General features: G+C 42.0%; 19 protein-coding genes and 11 tRNA genes. 28 read left to right on the top strand and 2 right to left on the bottom strand.

What is annotated here, in order from left to right; all coding sequences use genetic code 11:
• Positions 1 to 85 precede the first annotated feature (85 nt).
• Both D0469_RS15075 and D0469_RS15070 read left to right on the top strand, forming a co-directional pair.
• On the top strand, positions 86 to 559 hold the full coding sequence (locus D0469_RS15075) for a PH domain-containing protein (protein WP_233523079.1): 474 nt from the start codon (positions 86 to 88) through the stop codon (positions 557 to 559).
• A complete protein-coding gene (locus D0469_RS15070; protein ID WP_117327554.1) occupies positions 552 to 2,009 on the top strand; it encodes a PH domain-containing protein in 1,458 nt (485 codons plus the stop codon). The genes D0469_RS15075 and D0469_RS15070 overlap by 8 nt, the downstream gene beginning before the upstream one ends.
• Before the next feature lie 91 nt (positions 2,010 to 2,100).
• Here the strand turns inward: D0469_RS15070 and D0469_RS15065 are convergent, their stop codons facing one another.
• Complete coding sequence (locus D0469_RS15065) at positions 2,101 to 2,703, bottom strand: rhomboid family intramembrane serine protease (RefSeq protein WP_117327553.1); 603 nt, start codon at positions 2,701 to 2,703, stop codon at positions 2,101 to 2,103.
• A 374-nt stretch (positions 2,704 to 3,077) separates the two neighbouring features.
• On the opposite strand from D0469_RS15065, the gene acpS reads away from it, so the two are divergent.
• The 14 genes from acpS to D0469_RS14995 all read left to right on the top strand — a co-directional run bounded on the left by acpS (position 3,078) and on the right by D0469_RS14995 (position 14,639).
• A complete protein-coding gene (acpS, locus tag D0469_RS15060; protein WP_117327552.1) occupies positions 3,078 to 3,434 on the top strand; it encodes a holo-ACP synthase in 357 nt (118 codons plus the stop codon).
• A gap of 147 nt (positions 3,435 to 3,581) precedes the next feature.
• Positions 3,582 to 4,592 carry a LolA family protein gene (locus D0469_RS15055; RefSeq protein ID WP_117327551.1) on the top strand — a complete coding sequence of 337 codons (1,011 nt, stop codon included), beginning with the start codon at positions 3,582 to 3,584 and terminating at the stop codon, positions 4,590 to 4,592.
• Positions 4,593 to 5,134: 542 nt separating this feature from the next.
• Positions 5,135 to 6,289, top strand: a complete 1,155-nt coding sequence (alr, locus tag D0469_RS15050; protein WP_117327550.1) for an alanine racemase — start codon at positions 5,135 to 5,137, stop codon at positions 6,287 to 6,289.
• 162 nt (positions 6,290 to 6,451) lie between these two features.
• Positions 6,452 to 6,733, top strand: a complete 282-nt coding sequence (locus D0469_RS15045) for a CopG family ribbon-helix-helix protein (RefSeq protein WP_101596000.1) — start codon at positions 6,452 to 6,454, stop codon at positions 6,731 to 6,733.
• A gap of 7 nt (positions 6,734 to 6,740) precedes the next feature.
• Positions 6,741 to 7,091: a type II toxin-antitoxin system PemK/MazF family toxin gene (locus D0469_RS15040; RefSeq protein ID WP_117327575.1), complete on the top strand. Its 351-nt coding sequence runs from the start codon at positions 6,741 to 6,743 to the stop codon at positions 7,089 to 7,091.
• Between the two features lie 410 nt (positions 7,092 to 7,501).
• Positions 7,502 to 8,329 (top strand): RsbT co-antagonist protein RsbRA, encoded by an 828-nt coding sequence (locus D0469_RS15035; protein WP_117327549.1) that lies wholly within the window; start codon positions 7,502 to 7,504, stop codon positions 8,327 to 8,329.
• Complete coding sequence (locus D0469_RS15030) at positions 8,326 to 8,688, top strand: STAS domain-containing protein (RefSeq protein WP_180954253.1); 363 nt, start codon at positions 8,326 to 8,328, stop codon at positions 8,686 to 8,688. Before D0469_RS15035 ends, D0469_RS15030 begins: the two co-directional genes overlap by 4 nt.
• 4 nt (positions 8,689 to 8,692) lie before the next feature.
• Positions 8,693 to 9,094 (top strand): anti-sigma regulatory factor, encoded by a 402-nt coding sequence (locus D0469_RS15025; RefSeq protein ID WP_117327548.1) that lies wholly within the window; start codon positions 8,693 to 8,695, stop codon positions 9,092 to 9,094.
• Between the two features lie 12 nt (positions 9,095 to 9,106).
• On the top strand, positions 9,107 to 10,117 hold the full coding sequence (locus D0469_RS15020) for a PP2C family protein-serine/threonine phosphatase (protein WP_117327547.1): 1,011 nt from the start codon (positions 9,107 to 9,109) through the stop codon (positions 10,115 to 10,117).
• Between the two features lie 57 nt (positions 10,118 to 10,174).
• Positions 10,175 to 10,507 carry an anti-sigma factor antagonist gene (locus tag D0469_RS15015; protein WP_117327546.1) on the top strand — a complete coding sequence of 111 codons (333 nt, stop codon included), beginning with the start codon at positions 10,175 to 10,177 and terminating at the stop codon, positions 10,505 to 10,507.
• A complete protein-coding gene (gene rsbW, locus D0469_RS15010; protein ID WP_117327545.1) occupies positions 10,504 to 10,977 on the top strand; it encodes an anti-sigma B factor RsbW in 474 nt (157 codons plus the stop codon). Before D0469_RS15015 ends, rsbW begins: the two co-directional genes overlap by 4 nt.
• Positions 10,955 to 11,746: an RNA polymerase sigma factor SigB gene (gene sigB, locus D0469_RS15005; RefSeq protein ID WP_117327544.1), complete on the top strand. Its 792-nt coding sequence runs from the start codon at positions 10,955 to 10,957 to the stop codon at positions 11,744 to 11,746. The genes rsbW and sigB overlap by 23 nt, the downstream gene beginning before the upstream one ends.
• The gene (locus D0469_RS15000; protein WP_117327543.1) at positions 11,743 to 12,348 is read left to right on the top strand and encodes a SpoIIE family protein phosphatase; all 606 of its coding nucleotides are present in this window, start codon (positions 11,743 to 11,745) and stop codon (positions 12,346 to 12,348) included. The genes sigB and D0469_RS15000 overlap by 4 nt, the downstream gene beginning before the upstream one ends.
• 122 nt (positions 12,349 to 12,470) lie before the next feature.
• Positions 12,471 to 14,639, top strand: a complete 2,169-nt coding sequence (locus D0469_RS14995) for a Tex family protein (RefSeq protein WP_117327542.1) — start codon at positions 12,471 to 12,473, stop codon at positions 14,637 to 14,639.
• Positions 14,640 to 14,836: 197 nt separating this feature from the next.
• Here D0469_RS14995 and cmpA read toward each other — a convergent pair whose 3' ends face one another.
• On the bottom strand, positions 14,837 to 14,944 hold the full coding sequence (gene cmpA, locus D0469_RS14990) for a cortex morphogenetic protein CmpA (RefSeq protein ID WP_117327541.1): 108 nt from the start codon (positions 14,942 to 14,944) through the stop codon (positions 14,837 to 14,839).
• Positions 14,945 to 15,028: 84 nt separating this feature from the next.
• Here cmpA and D0469_RS14985 point away from each other — a divergent pair, with 84 nt between their 5' ends.
• The 12 genes from D0469_RS14985 (at position 15,029) to D0469_RS14930 (ending at position 16,760) form a co-directional block, all read left to right on the top strand.
• Positions 15,029 to 15,499: a SprT family protein gene (locus tag D0469_RS14985; RefSeq protein WP_117327540.1), complete on the top strand. Its 471-nt coding sequence runs from the start codon at positions 15,029 to 15,031 to the stop codon at positions 15,497 to 15,499.
• A gap of 160 nt (positions 15,500 to 15,659) precedes the next feature.
• Positions 15,660 to 15,734 (top strand) — tRNA-Asn (locus D0469_RS14980).
• Between the two features lie 4 nt (positions 15,735 to 15,738).
• Positions 15,739 to 15,829: transfer RNA gene (locus D0469_RS14975), tRNA-Ser, on the top strand.
• Between the two features lie 26 nt (positions 15,830 to 15,855).
• Positions 15,856 to 15,930: transfer RNA gene (locus D0469_RS14970), tRNA-Glu, on the top strand.
• Between the two features lie 22 nt (positions 15,931 to 15,952).
• Positions 15,953 to 16,028, top strand: a tRNA-Asp gene (locus tag D0469_RS14965).
• A 72-nt stretch (positions 16,029 to 16,100) separates the two neighbouring features.
• Positions 16,101 to 16,175 (top strand) — tRNA-Gln (locus D0469_RS14960).
• A gap of 3 nt (positions 16,176 to 16,178) precedes the next feature.
• A tRNA-Lys gene (locus D0469_RS14955) sits at positions 16,179 to 16,254 on the top strand.
• A gap of 15 nt (positions 16,255 to 16,269) precedes the next feature.
• A tRNA-Leu gene (locus D0469_RS14950) sits at positions 16,270 to 16,354 on the top strand.
• A 54-nt stretch (positions 16,355 to 16,408) separates the two neighbouring features.
• A tRNA-Leu gene (locus D0469_RS14945) sits at positions 16,409 to 16,495 on the top strand.
• A 9-nt stretch (positions 16,496 to 16,504) separates the two neighbouring features.
• A tRNA-Arg gene (locus D0469_RS14940) sits at positions 16,505 to 16,581 on the top strand.
• A gap of 8 nt (positions 16,582 to 16,589) precedes the next feature.
• A tRNA-Pro gene (locus D0469_RS14935) sits at positions 16,590 to 16,666 on the top strand.
• Between the two features lie 20 nt (positions 16,667 to 16,686).
• Positions 16,687 to 16,760, top strand: a tRNA-Gly gene (locus D0469_RS14930).
• The last annotated feature ends 54 nt before the right edge of the window (positions 16,761 to 16,814 follow it).

The following is a 16,814-nucleotide window of genomic DNA, read 5'->3' as shown; positions in this document are numbered from 1 at the left end:
ACTGCTGTTAACAGTTTTTGCTAATTTCATATTGTAGTATACTTTGTTAGAACTGTTGCTATTCTTTGTGAGAGGAAGCTGTGTTTTGGAACCAAAAAACAGGATTTCAGATAATGCATTAAAGGTCTGGCGAATAACGGGGTTTTTTACTTCTTTGTTTGGTTGGGTCATCACGATAGCAGTTGCGGTTTTAACATATTTCTTTGACTGGCCGAATTTGATTTGGGCAGCTCTTGTAATTATGTCTATCGCACACACCTATTTATTTATATTTCTCATCCCTTCAATCAGATGGAAAAGGTGGAGATATGAGGTGAGGGAGTCAGAAATTGAGATACAAAGCGGGCTTATAATCATTAAGCGAACCCTGGTGCCGATGAGCCGGGTCCAGCATGTTGATACTAAACAAGGGCCGGTTTTAAGAAGGTATGACCTCGCTACAGTCGTGGTATCGACGGCTGCTACCTCCCATGAGATTCCAGCCTTGGATACGGCTGAAGCAGATGACATTAGGTATTTTATTTCAACACTGGCGAAAGTGGAGGAAGAAGATGTCTGAACCAAAAAGACTTCATCCAGTTGCTGCTGTCTCCCATTCATTGCGAACTTTAAAGGAAGCAATCCTCCCTATAATCATCTTTTTTGTGTTCGGAGGGAACCGGGATTCCAAATGGGACTTTATTGAATTATATCTGGCTCCTGTTGTCCTGATTACCATTTTTGCTCTTGGGGTACTTTCCTGGATGAGATTCACTTACCGGATTGAAGAGGGAGAGCTTCGGCTTGAATCAGGAGTTTTTATTAGAAAAAAACGATATATAAGATTTGAAAGAATTCAGAGCATTGATGTATCGGAAGGGATTCTGCAGCGCCTATTTGGCTTAGTACAGCTAAAAGTGGAAACAGCCGGTTCAAGTGGGGCAGACCAAGCCGATGCTGTATTATCCGCAATAACCAAACAAGAAGCGGATGAAATCATGCTTGTTTTATCAGAAGAAAAGAAAAGAAGGTTAATGGACCTCAATGATATAGATGAAGCTGATGGTGAATCAGAAAGGGAAATCCCGCACAGGGTATTTCAGATGCCATTCAAGGAGCTATTTCTGATGGCGGCCACTTCCGGGGGAGTGGGAGTTGTTTTTTCAGGCGCAATGGCATTCTTTAGTCAGTTTGAAGAAATGATCCCATACAAAAGGATTTTCAAAGGATTGGGGCAGTTTGTCCAAACGGGAATCCTTTTCATTATTCTCGCCGTGATTGCCGGGCTTTTGATCGCGTATATTATCGCTACAGCTGGTATTGTAATGAAGTATGCATTTTTTACTGTGAAAAAAACAGAGGATGAGTTAATCATTTCGAGAGGGCTGATGGAGCGACGGCAGCTTACTATCCCGCTTAAGAAAATCCAGGGGATCAGGATTACTGAAAATATCATTCGACAGCCGCTGGGATTCGCCAGTGTGATAGTCGAATATGCAGGCGGTTCCGTAATGGATAAGGAAAACTCCCAAGTGATGCTTTTTCCATTGATAAAAAAAGGAAGGGTTGCGCTGCTTTTAAAGGAGTTTGTCCCTGAGTTTGAAACAGGTGAAGGTATGGCAGAGCTTCCTCAACGTGCATTTTTGCGCTATTTATTCAGGCAATGGATCATTGTGCTTCCTGTCGTAGCAGGATGCCTGCTATTTCTTAGGCCTTGGGGCTATGCGGCTATCCTCCTTTTGCCTCTAAGCGCTGGCTGGGCATATCTTTGCTACCGTTCGGGAGGGTGGTCCATTACCGGAGATCAGCTGCTTTTGCGATACCGTTTTTTATCACAAGAAACGTTATTTGTTAAAAAAAGGCGGATACAAGTCCTTGAGTCTAACAATAGCTGGTTCCAGGGGAGGAAACAGCTTGCCACAATTTCTGCTACTATTAAATCAGGTTTGGGCCCGAGGGCAGGAAGGGTTGTTGACTTGGAACTGCAGGACGCGGAAGATATTAAACAGTGGTTTTCTCTAAAGAGGTAATGAAAAACCTTGTCAGCTGACAAGGTTTTTGTATAGGGATAAGGTGGGAAAATAATATTAAATCCCACTTCGAATTAAGTGTTTTTGCCTATTATCTTCGTTCTTCTTTAGCTATATAAAGAAATGCAGGTGCGAGCAGGAATCCGGCAGTGAGCCCCCCAAGATGGCCCAAAACATTGATTTGCGGCTGGATGAACGTCATAATCAACCCAACCGCTACAAGAGTAAGAATCGTTTGGGAGTTTTGTTTAGAAAGCCGATCTTTCTTTAGTAAGACAAGAAATAGGAAAAAGCCAAGTATGCCATAAATTGCCCCGCTCGCGCCAACATGGGTATACGTTAAGGGTTGGATCAGGTAGGTCGCGGCATTAGCGGCCAGACCGGCAGCCAGGAAAAACAAAGAAAACAGGAAGCTCCCAGTTATTCTCTCAAGGGCAGGGCCAAATATAACGAGTGAGAAAGCGTTAAATAACAGGTGGCTAAATGAACTGTGAACAAAAATGGGTGTGATCAGCCGCCAATATTCTCCTTGTGCAATATATAGGTTTACCCCCGCAAGCTTTTCAAAGAAAAAATGGCCGGGGAGGTACCAAGAGGATGTAAGCAAAAAAGCAATTAAGATTATCCCCGCGAAAATAGTTACAGCCGGGTAGAATTTAATAAATTGCTGAAATGATTCAGTCCTTGTAAACAAAATGATCATCCTTTTATAAACAATGTAAGGTTAACTTCTTCAGGAATAATTCCCGAGTTAACGGAGCTTGGCAGGTAATCAGGGCTCTTGTGATTTTGTATTAGATAAGAAGTATAGCTTTTTTAATAAGAAAAGATGTCTAGAAGGTAAAAAGAGCCTTCTGTCATCACTTGTCTTATGCTTGTCGGACTTGCACGCGATGTGCTTGCGTCGATGTTTGGCACAGGACGGAGGTTGAAATGGCTTTAAATTTCAACCCTGCCGGAACTTAGTCGCCGTTCCTTTTAAATGGGCGCATCCGCTTTTCTTAGTATAAAAAAAGTTTGTACAATTAGCTATATGCTATAAAAAATTAAGTTAGAAGGTTGAGTGCGATGATTAAAGGAATCGGAATGGATATTCTTGAAATGAAACGGATGGAGATGCTGATAAAACGGCAGCCCAGATTTGCGGATAAAATCCTTACTAATCAAGAACGTGAAAGGTATTCCGAGCTGAGTGAAGGAAGAAAGATAGAATTTCTCGCTGGGAGGTTTGCAGCGAAGGAGGCTTTTTCGAAGGCTTATGGAACAGGAATCGGTTCAGAAGTTTCTTTTCTGGATATTGAAATTTGCACTGACGGCAAAGGGAAACCATATGTGTCAAAGCCATTTTCTAAAGGGGTTCATCTAACCATTACCCACAGCAGAGAATATGCGGCCGCACAGGTAGTCATTGAAGAAATTGAGTAAGAGCCATAATTTCTAAAAAAGCTTGTCATCCCCTGGACATATTTGTACAGGCTGCCTCATATAATCATAGTGCTATAGGGAGACAGGCCCGGTAAAAAGTACCACCCTCTCCCTTTTACGTTCAAATGACAAAAAGGGGATGAAAAGATGAAGAAGTTATTGGTGCTTTTTGCAGGGGTCTTGATGGTGCTTGCACTAGCTGCCTGTGGACAAAAATCGCAAGATGATGTTGTAAGTGCACTGGATGAAAAGCTGTCTGATATGAAGGGATACAAGGCTAATGCTAAAATGACCCTTAAAATGGGCACTGACCCGCAGGTGTATGATGTGGAAATATGGCATAAGGATCCTAAATTTTATCGTGTTAATCTGAAAAACGCCCAAAAGGATCAAAGCCAGATGATTCTGCGCAATGATGAAGGAGTTTATGTCTTGACGCCGGCCTTAAACAAAAGCTTTAAGTTCGAAAGCGAGTGGCCGGAAAATAGCAGTCAGGCATATTTGTATGAATCCTTGGTGCAGGATATTATCGAAGATAAAAATTTAATGTTTAAAGCAACCGAGAAGCATTATGTATTTGAAACAAAGACAAGGTACCAAAACAATAAGATGCTGCCTGTTCAAGAAATCACTTTGAATAAAAAAGATTTATCCCCTGTAAGTGTAAAGGTTATGGATACGGATCGAAACGCCTTGGTTACAGTGGAATTCTCTAATGTTAAATTCAATTCTTCTTTTGATAAAGATGCGTTTGATATGAAGAAGAACATGACAGGGGCACAGCTTGAATTGCCGGTTATGGGCGAAGTAAAGGATGAAGGTTTCACGGTTAAGTATCCGGTCGCTGAGCTGAAGGGTGTAAAGCTGACAGAAGAGAAGGAAATGAAACTAGAAGGCGGTAAACGATTTGTGTTAACGTATGAAGGAGAAAAGAATTTTACACTTGTCCAAGAGAAGGCTGAAGTTGTTGAAACAGCGCTTGTGCCTACAAATATAAAGGGTAATCCGGTTGATTTAGGCTACACAATCGGTGCACTTTCTGACAGGACTATCAGCTGGACTTATGATGGAGTTGACTATACGATTGCATCTGAGGATTTGACACCGGAAGAGATGGTAACAGTTGCTCGATCCGTACAAGGAATGCCTGTAAAATAGCAGGTTATCCATAAAAGCAATAAAACCAGAAGTGGGCCCTGTCTGAAAAGTGATGACAGGGCTCTTTTTAAAGATATAAAAAATTGTGCGCAGCCATCTTTATAAGAGTACCTTTTGGCAGTTCCGTGCTCTTATATAGGCAGTATACGTACAACTTTTTTAACAAGTTCAGATGTCTAGCTCCAGCGCCCAACAACTTTTTTTACGGAGTAAAATAAAGCCCTGACGCACAGGACGTTCTAGTGCCGGCATCGCCACAGGACAAGGAATGCCTCGGCAGCGATACATCGCACAGAACAAAGCGACAGCTTTGTGAGGACGTGGCCAACTTAGCCGTTCATCCTCTACAAGGAAATGTGCTGGCGTCGACGTTTGGCACAGGACGTGTCAGAACTTAGTCGACGTTCCTTTTTTCTCGATGTGGGTCAACTATAAATGTTAGTTTATTACAAAATCATACAAGTCCTGCCTCCCTTTATTTTTTTGATTATAATAGAAGCTATAGATAAGTTTTTGCGAAAGGGATGTGTTGGGGGTTGGATGTGGAGACATTTCATAGAGATACTTGGGCAGAGATTAACTTGGATCATATAACTCATAATATTGTAAAAATGAGAAATCATCTTCCTGCACGAAAACGGCTTCTGGCGGTCGTCAAGGCGAATGCATATGGTCATGGTGATTTTCAGGTTGCTTCGGCAGCACTGGACGCTGGGGCTGAAATGTTGGCTGTTGCCATATTGGATGAAGCTCTAGCTTTGAGGAAGAAAGGCATTGAAGCTCCGATATTGGTATTGGGAGCGATAAGACCAGAGGATGCTCCATTGGCCGCTAAACATGATGTCACAATTACAGTATTCAGGGCCGATTGGATTGTTGCGGCAGAAGAGGCTTTAAAACGTACCGAATATGTATTAAAGGTCCATCTAAAATGTGATACAGGTATGGGGCGACTTGGAGTACGTACAAAAGAGGAACTATGTGAAACGGAAAAAATGCTGGAACAAAGTGAATTTTTTTACACTGAAGGGATTTATACCCATTTTGCTACAGCGGACGAGCTCGATGTAAGCTTTTATTCCAAACAAATGAGCAGGTTTAAGGAAATGCTGGAGTGGCTGAATAAATTGCCTGAATTGATACATTCAGATAACAGTGCGGCGGCCCTAAGGTTTGATGACCCGGCCGTGAACATGGTAAGAATGGGAATCTCAATGTACGGGTTATCTCCTTCTGCGGATATAAAGGGATTGCTCCCATTTTCCCTAAAGCAGGCTTTATCCCTCAAAACGAAGCTGGTTCATGTAAAACGAATAGAAGCAGGAGAAAGTGTCAGCTACGGTGCGACCTATACGGCGCAACAAGGGGAGTGGATCGGCACGCTTCCTATCGGGTATGCGGATGGCTGGACCCGGAAGCTTCAGGGCCAGGAAGTTATTGCTGGAGGAAGGCGGGTCCCGATAGTGGGAAGGGTCTGCATGGACCAATGTATGATTATGCTCCCGGCAAAGCTGCCAGTTGGCACAGAAGTGACTTTAATGGGCGGAACAGGAGATTTATATATATCAGCAGATGAAATAGCAAAGAAAATCGGTACAATTAATTACGAGGTTGTTTGCATGCTTTCAGAACGAATTCCTCGTGTTTATTTCAAAAATGGTGAAATGGTTAATGTGCGTAATGAATTATTAGGGTGATGTTGATTTTTTTGTATGATCATTCCAGCCATGCATAAAAATCATCATTTTAGGCTGATAATAGGACGGAGATTGGAATATACTCTTTGCATATGCAATTTTTAATGGTAATATGTAAAAGGGAAGATATAAGGTGTGTAGTGATGGTGGAGGTGTATGTTTGTGTCTGAATCCAGCGCAACAAGAGAGATATTGATTCGTTTACCTCAAAATTTCTTATCCGAGTTAGATGGTTATGTAAGAGAAGAAAATGTGAATCGCAGCGAATTTATTTATCGTGCGACTAAAATGTATCTTCGCGAACGTAAAAAAAGAGAATTTCGCGAATCGATGAAACGCGGCTATATTGAAATGGCAGCCATAAACCTTACGATTGCTTCTGAAGCCTTCCTTGCAGAGTATGAGGCTGACACTAGCGTTGAACGATTAGTCAGCGGAGGGTAATCCCTTGATTGTTGTTAAGCGTGGTGACGTATACTTCGCAGACCTGTCCCCGGTTGTCGGTTCGGAGCAAGGTGGAACCCGCCCGGTGCTGATTATTCAGAATGATATCGGTAACCGTTTTAGCCCGACTGTCATTGTAGCGGCAATTACTGCGCAGATTCAAAAAGCTAAACTGCCCACCCATGTGGAGATTAATGCAAAAAAATACGGATTTGAACGCGACTCCGTCATTCTTTTAGAACAAATACGTACCATTGATAAGCAGCGCTTAACCGACAAGATCACCCATCTCGATGAGGCTATGATGCAAAGGGTGCAGGAAGCACTGCAAATCAGTTTAGGACTCATAGAGTTTTAAAGAGTTATCAATTGGCATTCTATTTAGGATGCTCATATTATAATATCTACCCATCCTGGATATCCAGGTTAAACAACGGCTCTGGCTTTTATGCCAGGGCTTTTTTTTTGTCTTATTTCTAAAAAAGAAATGTTTGAAAAAAAATAAAGGTCATAGTAAAGGAGAATTAATATCATTTGACGAAAATATGAACAAAACATTATAGTGAGAAAGTAGGCATATGTAAATATTTTAATTCTTTTTTTGAATTTTTGTCTGCTTTTATCCCATATTAAATTCATGCTCGAATTATATATTTTAAACTATGGATAAAAACGGACTTTTTATGTAGCGGTAATTAGGTTGTTTTAAGCGCGGTTCGGTTGGACGTTAAGGTAGGCAGAACTTTTGCCTAAAGACGGGAGGAACTTATGGATAATTTGGTTTATAACTATATAAAGGAAAACCAAGCGGAAATTCTTGTAAAATGGATGGACCGCATGAAAGAAAAAGCCGATGAAAGACTGATAAAGCAAGTATCCGACCATATGTTTACTCGGACAAGCAACGAGTTTATCGATATGATTGTAACAAACGTTGAACGAAACCACGATGAGTTTATCGCTAAGCTGTCCGATTTTGCTGAAAAAGTGGTACGCCTTGGTTGGCCGCTTACATTCGTAAGTGAAGGGCTTCGCGAATTTAATTGGCTTGTCTTTGAGGGGATGAAAGAAGATGGTTTAATCACTCCCGAAAATCAAATGGACATTGTGTATGATTTTGATAAATGGTCAACTCCAATGAGCAACGAAATTGTCCATATTTATTCTCAAACATGGGAGCGGACAGTTTCCCTCCAAAAAATTGCCCTTCAAGAATTATCAGCTCCCTTGATTCCTGTATTGGAGAAAATAACGGTCATGCCTTTGGTTGGCACAATCGATACGGAAAGGGCGAAGCAAATAATGGAGAATCTGTTGACGGGTGTAGTCAAACACCGTTCAGAGGTTGTCCTGATAGATATTACCGGTGTACCTGTGGTGGATACAATGGTAGCCCATCATATCATACAAGCTGCGGAGGCTGTCCGTTTAGTCGGGGCGAAATGTATGCTTTGCGGTATTCGTCCTGAAATTGCACAGACAATTGTGAATCTGGGCATTAATTTAAATGAAATCATTACAAAAAATTCTTTGAGAAAAGGAATTGAAGCAGCACTCGAAATTACAAACCGCAAAATTGTGGAGGTAGAAGAATGAACGTGAGAATCCCGATTTTAAAACTATATGATTGTCTGCTAGTGTCTATTCAATGGGAGCTCGATGATGCAACGGCTCTTCAATTCCAGGAGGATTTACTTCATAAGATCCATGAAACGAGTGCGAATGGTGTTGTTATCGATTTAACATCCATTGATTTTATTGATTCATTTATTGCAAAGGTTCTTGGCGATGTCATCAGTATGTCTAAGTTAATGGGAGCGAAAGTTGTAATTACGGGTATCCAGCCTGCTGTGGCCATTACATTGATCGAGCTGGGAATTACGCTTGAGGATGTCCTGACAGCATTAGATTTAGAAAAGGGCTTGGAGAAATTACAACAGGAATTGGGGGAATAATTTTATGGAATTCCAATCCTGTGTAAAAATCATTAACGAATGGGACATTGTGGCAGCCCGCCAATTAGGCAGGAACGTCGCAAAAGAGCTTGGTTTCGGCTCGGTTGACCAGGCGAGAATTACGACTGCCATAAGTGAGCTGGCAAGAAATATATATTTATATGCCGGCCAGGGAAAGGTATGTATTGAGAAAGTATATGAAGGCAATAAAGCAGGGTTAAAGATTATCGCTACTGATGAAGGTCCCGGGATCCAGGATATCCGAAAGGTAATGGAAGACGGATATACCACTTCAGGCGGATTAGGAGCAGGCCTCCCTGGAGTAAAAAGACTGATGGATGAATTTGATATTGATTCTGTACCTGGGAAAGGGACTGATATAAAAGCAACGAAATGGCTCCGGTAGGAGGGATAGGATATGGATTTTAGAGAGACCATGGAAGAAAAGTACCGTGAAGCTCTCTCCACATATTTAAGCGAACAGACGGAGAACGCTTTATATCAGGGGCAAAAGTTAAGCCGAAAAACGATAGAATATAAAGTCTCTCCGGAAGAAATAATTAGTCTTCATAAAAGCATCTTAATGGATATCTTTCCGGAGACTCCGGCAAAGGTGATGCATTCCCTTGATTTCCTATTAGAGGTAATGATAGGGTATGGCAATGCGTATCGGGAGCATCAAAGCCTTCGCCATGAACAGCAGGAATTGAAATCGGAGCTGGAAATAGCGACAAATGTCCAGCACACGCTGCTTGATACGAAAATTCCAGATTTTGACGGAATCGAAATTGGAGTTATTAGCGTACCGGCAAAACATATGAACGGAGATTATTACCATTTTGTCCAGGACGAAAATGAGTGTATCGGTGTTGCAATAGCGGATGTGATCGGTAAGGGAATTCCTGCGGCGCTTTGCATGTCCATGATTAAATATGCGATGGACAGTCTTCCGGAAACCGGCAATGCACCAAGCGATGTTCTTGAAAGCTTGAATCGTGTTGTAGAACAAAATGTGGACCCGAGCATGTTTATTACAATGTTTTACGGACTTTATAACCCTCATAACCATATTTTTTCTTACGCTTCCGCAGGGCACGAGCCCGGTTTTTACTATGAAGCAGCTACAGGAAAGTTCCGGGATCTAGATGCTAAAGGTTTGCTCCTGGGCGTAAATAAGAAAACAAAATATCGGGCTTATGAAAAATTGGTTGAACCCGGTGACATGATTATCCTACTTTCGGACGGTGTCACGGAATGCAGGACCGAAGAGGGATTTATTGAGAGAGAAACGTTGATTCAATATATTCAAAATAATATTCACTTATGTGCTCAGGAAATAGTTAATAATATTTATAAGCAGCTAGAAAAACTTCAGCATTTCCAGTTGAGGGATGATTTTACACTGATTATTCTCAAGAGAGAAGTTTAGGCACGTTAGCGGGCGGGTATATATAGAGAGCAATTAATTAATAAGGTGGGTCATTGGATGAATATTAGTATTGATGTTAAAGATATAGATTCCCAAGTTAGAGTATCAGTAAAAGGGGAAATTGACGCGTATACAGCACCAAAACTGAGAGAAACTATTTTTCCTTTGTCCGAAAAGGAAAATGTTAATATGGTGATAGATCTCACGGAAGTTGCCTACATGGACAGCACAGGTCTCGGTGTTTTTGTAGGTCTGTTCAAGAGCATTCGCTCTCATGATGGTGAGTTTCGCCTGGTCGGATTATCTGAGCGTTTACGCCGTCTGTTTGAAATTACCGGTTTGGCAGATATTATTGATATTAAAAGTGATACAGAGGGTGGGTTAGAATGAGTCAATATTATGATTACATCGAAATGAAGATACCTGCAAAGCCGGAGTTTATCGGGGTCATCCGTTTAACTCTCTCTGGAATCGCCAGTCGTATGGGATTTTCTTACGACGATATCGAAGATCTAAAAATTGCGACGAGTGAAGCTTGTACGAATGCCGTTCAGCACGCTTATAAGGATGATGAAAAAGGCGAAGTGAAAATTGGCTTTGGATTATATCAAGATCGCCTTGAGGTTATGGTAGCGGACAACGGCCAAAGCTGTGATTTCGATGAGGTGCGCCAGGGTCTTGGGCCATACGAAAATGGCCAAAGTGTAGAGTTTTTGCGAGAGGGAGGCTTAGGCCTGTACTTAATTGAATCCCTGATGGATGAAGTGAAAATTCACCAAAATGAAGGGGTAACCCTATTTATGACCAAGTTTGTTGAAGGAGAGCAGGTGGAGATGGATGCAGAAACAATCTCAACCTAACCAGGCAGCAAGGGAAAAGGTGAATGATTGGATTAAAGCTTTCCAGGAGCATCAAGACGAGGAAGCCCAGAATCAATTGGTCCTTCACTATCAGAGTTTAGTGGAAACCATCTCAAGAAAATATTCCAAAGGAAAATCCTATCAAGAAGATATCATTCAAGTAGGGATGATTGGTCTTCTAGGAGCAATCCGACGCTATGATGAGTCGTTTGGAAAAAGCTTTGAAGCTTTTGCAGTTCCAACCATTATTGGAGAGATCAAGCGGTTTTTGCGGGATAAAACATGGAGTGTCCATGTTCCGAGGAGGATTAAGGAACTTGGACCCAAAATTAAGACCACAGTAGAGGAACTCACCACAACATTGCACCGGTCTCCTAAAATTGAAGAAATAGCCCAACATCTTGAAGTATCCGAAGAAGAAGTGCTGGAAGCAATGGAAATGGGCAAGAGTTATCAGGCTTTATCCGTTGACCACTCCATTGAAGCGGATTCTGACGGCGGAACAGTAACCCTTCTTGATATTTTTGGTAATGTGGATGAAGGCTTTGAAAGAGTAAATCAGCGCCTTGTGCTTGAAAAAGTACTCCATGTGTTAAGTGACCGAGAAAAGAAGATTATTCAATTCACCTATTTGGAGAATTTTAGCCAGAAAGAAGCGGGTGAAAAGCTTGGCATTTCCCAAATGCATGTTTCCCGACTCCAAAGACGAGCAATTAAAAAGCTTCAAGAAGCAATCAATGCGGAAAATAACTCGGAGTTTATTCAATGATAAAAGAAATATTGCGCAATGATAAAATTGAGGTTATAGCTTCTCAGTCTTCAAAGGATGATATGCCCTATTGTGGCGATGGTTATTATTTCATTTCCACAAATGAATACTTTCTCTGCATACTTGCAGACGGCTTGGGGAGCGGCAAGCATGCATATGAGTCTTCGCATGCTGTCACTGAGATTGTAAAGGACCACCATATGGAATCGGTAGAAGTCCTTATGGAAATCTGTAATGGTGTTCTAGTAAATAAACGCGGTGCGGCTGTCTCAATTTTAAAGGTCTATTATGATACAAAGCAATTCGTGTACAGCTCGGTGGGGAATATTCGGTTCTTTCTCTATAATCCAGTTTCGGACAAACTGGTCTATCCGCTGCCTGTCACAGGGTATTTATCAGGAAGAATGCAAAAATACCATACTCAGCGCTTTGATTATGAACCGAACGCGAAATTTATTCTGCATTCCGATGGATTGCAGCTTCAAGGGGCTAAATCAGCTCTTAAATCTTATCACTATCTTGAGCAAAATGTACGGATGATAATGGAAAGAGATATGGTTAAATCGGATGATACAACATTAATTATTGGAGGCCTGTTATAAGCAAGGTCTCTTTTTTTGCCTAAAAATTGATTTTGGCAAGTGTAATGTGGATTCGATTCCTTCGGGGACTTTTGATAGACTAAGAAAAGGAAATAATAATTGTTTGGAGGAAAAGAACAAGCATGGCAGAGGAGCAGTTAAAGCTATTGATAAAAAAAATTTCGTCTGAACTGAACTTAAAAGCTGGCCAGGTCCAAAGTGTAATCCAACTATTACAGGATGGAAATACTGTCCCGTTCATAGCGCGTTACCGAAAAGAATTAACCGGCTCACTTGATGAAGTTCAGATAAGGGATATCATGGACCGCTGGAATTACCTTGAGAATCTGGAAAGCAGGAAGGAGGAAGTGCTTCGGCTTATTGAGGAACAGGGTAAATTAACGGATGATTTAATAGCCCAGATACATAAAGCTGAGAAGCTTCAAATAATTGAAGATATATACCGTCCTTATAAACAGAAAAGAAGAACGAAGGCTACAGTAGCAAAAGAGAAGGGGCTTGAACCTTTTTCGGAGTGGATCATGTCTTTTCCTGATAAGGGGTCCCCAGAAGCGGAAGCTGAAAAATATCTGTCGGAGGAAAAAGAACTACATTCAATTGAAGACGCTATTGCGGGAGCGAAGGATATCATCGCAGAACAAATTTCTGATAATGCAAACTTAAGACAGTGGATAAGGGCTGAGGTTTTTAAAAATGGAAAGATTATTTCTCAGGCTAAGAACGAGGAACAAGATGAGAAAAAAGTATTTGAGATGTACTACGAATACGAAGAACCTGTTCAAAAAATCGTCCCTCATCGAATCCTCGCTCTTAATAGGGGAGAGAAAGAGGAGATCTTACGTATATCCATTGTTCCACATACGGAAACGATTATTAATCACATAGAAAGCCATGTGATAAAGCGCTCCCATTCCATCGTTAATGAGCTAGTACGGGAATCGGCAGAAGATGCTTTTAAGCGGTTAATAATGCCATCCATAGAGAGGGAAATCAGAAAAGAACTAACAGAAAAAGCGGAAGACAGAGCAATCCATATCTTTTCTGAAAATCTTCGCAACCTGCTGCTTCAGCCTCCTTTAAAGGGGAAGGTGGTTTTGGCGGTCGATCCTGCTTACCGTACAGGATGCAAGCTGGCGGTAGTAGATGATACAGGAAAAGTGCTTGAAATAAGCGTTATATATCCACATCCTCCTGTATCCAAAAAGGAAGCAGCAAGAGATAAGCTGGTAGAGATGCTTCGAAAGTTTAAAGTTGAAGTTGTAGCCATTGGAAATGGAACAGCTTCCAGGGAAACGGAGCAATTTGTTGCAGAGACGCTTAAGAGCCTTGAGGAACAGATATTTTATATCATTGTAAACGAAGCTGGTGCGAGCGTGTACTCTGCATCTGATATCGCCAGAGAAGAATTCCCGACTCTTCAGGTTGAGGAACGTAGTGCGGTTTCCATTGCAAGGCGTCTTCAGGACCCGCTTGCTGAACTGGTGAAAATTGATCCAAAGTCTGTAGGAGTTGGACAATACCAGCATGACGTTTCCCAGAAAAAACTTTCAGAATCCCTTACATTCGTAGTTGAAACTGCGGTTAACCAAGTAGGAGTTAATGTAAACACAGCTTCCGCTTCCTTGCTTCAATATGTAGCAGGGCTTTCGAAGACGGTCGCCCACAACATCGTAAAGAAGCGGGAAGAAGAAGGCAGATTTACTAGCAGAAAAGCACTTAAAGGAATCCCAAGACTAGGCTCAAAAACATACGAACAATGCATTGGATTTCTCAGAATTAGCCAAGGGCAGGAACCACTTGACCAAACCTCAATCCATCCAGAAAACTATGACGCTGCAAAGGCCCTTCTAAAAAAGATAGGCCTTACAACAACAGATTTGGGAACCGAAGCAATGAAAGAAGCTCTTGCGAGGCTGCCCATAAGTGAAGCGGCAGATGAATTAGGTATTGGTGAAATTACTTACAAAGATATTGTAGAAGCATTAACACGGCCGGGAAGAGACCCTCGTGATGAACTGGCTAAGCCTCTGCTGAAACAGGACATTTTAAAGCTTGAGGATTTAACGAGCGGAATGGAACTTCAGGGGACGGTAAGAAATGTTGTTGATTTTGGTGCTTTTATTGATATTGGAGTCAAGCAGGACGGACTTGTCCATATTTCAAAATTAAGCAAAAACTTCGTGAAGCATCCATTAGACGTCGTTTCGGTTGGGGACGTTGTCACTGTATGGGTAGACAATGTAGACACGAAAAAACAAAGGATCGCCCTCACCATGCTACCGCCGCAATGATAAACTGAAAAAACCTTGCTCGTGAATTAGGAGGGCAAGGTTTTTTTTCAGGCTAATACAAGTACTAATGTCTAATTTTCAGCGGCCGGCGATTTTTCTTGCGAATAAATACTTAGAGAACAGGGATCTTATGCACACCGATCATAGACCTGACGAACTTAACTGCCTTCTGCCGTGCAGAATTTGAAGGCACTAAGTTAAATTTTCCTTTGGTAAAAGAACCAGCACTGGTTAAGCAGTTTGATTTGATAACGATCCTTTGCATAGTAGGCTCTCATCATTTGGTTCTGAAACCATACAGGCATTTTAAAAACCCCCATAGAGGATATATTGGTTTAATAAGTGTATGTTATAATGGGTTGTCATGTTCCAGTAAGGGGGACGCGTTAATGGATAATCAACAACTGCAGCAACTTACAGAAGAAATTTCAATAAAATACTTCCAGCGTCTTTTCAGGCACCATGCAACTTTTAATCCCCGTCTCCGTTCTACAGGAGGAAGGTACCTGCTTATTTCACATAATATAGAAATAAATAAAAAGTATTTTGAGGAACTGGGGATGGACGAACTAATTGGCATCATAAAACATGAGCTTTGCCACTATCATCTTCATATTGAAAATAAAGGCTATAAGCATAGAGATCGGGATTTCAAAGAATTGATGCAAGAGGTGGGTGCTCCTAGATTCTGCAATCCGCTCACTTCAACCAAGGCCAGGAAACCGGGTGCCATATGGATATATCAATGTACCTCATGCGGTCAGCAATTTACAAGAAGAAGAAGGATCAACACCTCTAAATATGTGTGCGGAAGATGCAAGGGGAAACTATCCCTTTTAGACCAGTTGACACGTAATTAATCTTGTGATAATCTCTAAAAGCATCTCTAATCATTTGGAGTTATCGTGATTATTAAAAAACTTGTTGACTTTAGATGGAATACCCTATATAATCTAAAGAGTCTATGAGAGATTATCCTTCTTTAAAGAGGTATTCGCGTGTAGAATCACTTAAAATTATTCCGCAGTAGCTCAGTGGTAGAGCATTCGGCTGTTAACCGAACGGTCGTAGGTTCGAGTCCTACCTGCGGAGCCATTTTGGGGAAGTACTCAAGAGGCTGAAGAGGCGCCCCTGCTAAGGGTGTAGGTCGGGTAACCGGCGCGAGGGTTCAAATCCCTCCTTCTCCGCCATGCTTTGAAAGATTATTAATATGTTAGGCCCCTTGGTCAAGCGGTTAAGACACCGCCCTTTCACGGCGGTAACACGGGTTCGAATCCCGTAGGGGTCACCATTTTATTTTTTTGCTCATTTTTGGTCCCGTGGTGTAGCGGTTAACATGCCTGCCTGTCACGCAGGAGATCGCGGGTTCGATTCCCGTCGGGACCGCCATTATTTTATTTAATTAAGACTTGCATTCACATAAAACGCATGTTATTATGTAATTCTGTTCTGGAATATCATTGGGCTATAGCCAAGCGGTAAGGCAACGGACTTTGACTCCGTCATGCGTTGGTTCGAATCCAGCTAGCCCAGCCATATGAGCCATTAGCTCAGTCGGTAGAGCATCTGACTTTTAATCAGAGGGTCGAAGGTTCGAGTCCTTCATGGCTCACCATAAAAATATTGTTTTGCGGGTGTGGCGGAATTGGCAGACGCACCAGACTTAGGATCTGGCGCCGCAAGGCGTGGGGGTTCAAGTCCCTTCACCCGCACCATTTATTACCAGTTGATTTTTCCGAGTAATATGGTAAAATAATATTTGTCGCTTTGCGGTCGTGGCGGAATGGCAGACGCGCTAGGTTGAGGGCCTAGTGGGGGGCGACCCCGTGGAGGTTCAAGTCCTCTCGGCCGCACCAATTATATATGCGCCCGTAGCTCAATTGGATAGAGCGTCTGACTACGGATCAGAAGGTTATGGGTTCGACTCCTTTCGGGCGCGCCATATTTTTACGGGAAGTAGCTCAGCTTGGTAGAGCACTTGGTTTGGGACCAAGGGGTCGCAGGTTCGAATCCTGTCTTCCCGACCATCTCAACTTATTAAATATATGCGGGTGTAGTTTAATGGTAAAACCTCAGCCTTCCAAGCTGATGTCGTGAGTTCGATTCTCATCACCCGCTCCAGCAAACTTAAATTGCTCTTTGAAAACTGAACAAAACAAAGCGCCAACGTTTTAA

The sequence above is a fragment of the Peribacillus saganii genome (assembly GCF_003429095.1).
Lineage (GTDB): Bacteria > Bacillota > Bacilli > Bacillales > DSM-1321 > Peribacillus > Peribacillus saganii.
Note: the sequence above shows the minus strand (reverse complement) of the source record. Positions and strands in the feature narration are given on the sequence as shown.

What these genes read in the sequence shown, in the direction of transcription:
- D0469_RS15070 (WP_117327554.1), top strand. Translation starts at nt 552, where the DNA reads ATGTCTGAACCAAAAAGACTTCATCCAGTTGCTGCTGTCTCCCATTCA.
- acpS (WP_117327552.1), top strand. Translation starts at nt 3,078, where the DNA reads ATGATTAAAGGAATCGGAATGGATATTCTTGAAATGAAACGGATGGAG.
- D0469_RS15055 (WP_117327551.1), top strand. Translation starts at nt 3,582, where the DNA reads ATGAAGAAGTTATTGGTGCTTTTTGCAGGGGTCTTGATGGTGCTTGCA.
- D0469_RS15035 (WP_117327549.1), top strand. Translation starts at nt 7,502, where the DNA reads ATGGATAATTTGGTTTATAACTATATAAAGGAAAACCAAGCGGAAATT.
- D0469_RS15030 (WP_180954253.1), top strand. Translation starts at nt 8,326, where the DNA reads ATGAACGTGAGAATCCCGATTTTAAAACTATATGATTGTCTGCTAGTG.
- D0469_RS15025 (WP_117327548.1), top strand. Translation starts at nt 8,693, where the DNA reads ATGGAATTCCAATCCTGTGTAAAAATCATTAACGAATGGGACATTGTG.
- D0469_RS15020 (WP_117327547.1), top strand. Translation starts at nt 9,107, where the DNA reads ATGGATTTTAGAGAGACCATGGAAGAAAAGTACCGTGAAGCTCTCTCC.
- D0469_RS15015 (WP_117327546.1), top strand. Translation starts at nt 10,175, where the DNA reads ATGAATATTAGTATTGATGTTAAAGATATAGATTCCCAAGTTAGAGTA.
- rsbW (WP_117327545.1), top strand. Translation starts at nt 10,504, where the DNA reads ATGAGTCAATATTATGATTACATCGAAATGAAGATACCTGCAAAGCCG.
- sigB (WP_117327544.1), top strand. Translation starts at nt 10,955, where the DNA reads ATGCAGAAACAATCTCAACCTAACCAGGCAGCAAGGGAAAAGGTGAAT.
- D0469_RS15000 (WP_117327543.1), top strand. Translation starts at nt 11,743, where the DNA reads ATGATAAAAGAAATATTGCGCAATGATAAAATTGAGGTTATAGCTTCT.
- D0469_RS14995 (WP_117327542.1), top strand. Translation starts at nt 12,471, where the DNA reads ATGGCAGAGGAGCAGTTAAAGCTATTGATAAAAAAAATTTCGTCTGAA.
- cmpA (WP_117327541.1), bottom strand. Translation starts at nt 14,944, where the DNA reads ATGCCTGTATGGTTTCAGAACCAAATGATGAGAGCCTACTATGCAAAG.
- D0469_RS14985 (WP_117327540.1), top strand. Translation starts at nt 15,029, where the DNA reads ATGGATAATCAACAACTGCAGCAACTTACAGAAGAAATTTCAATAAAA.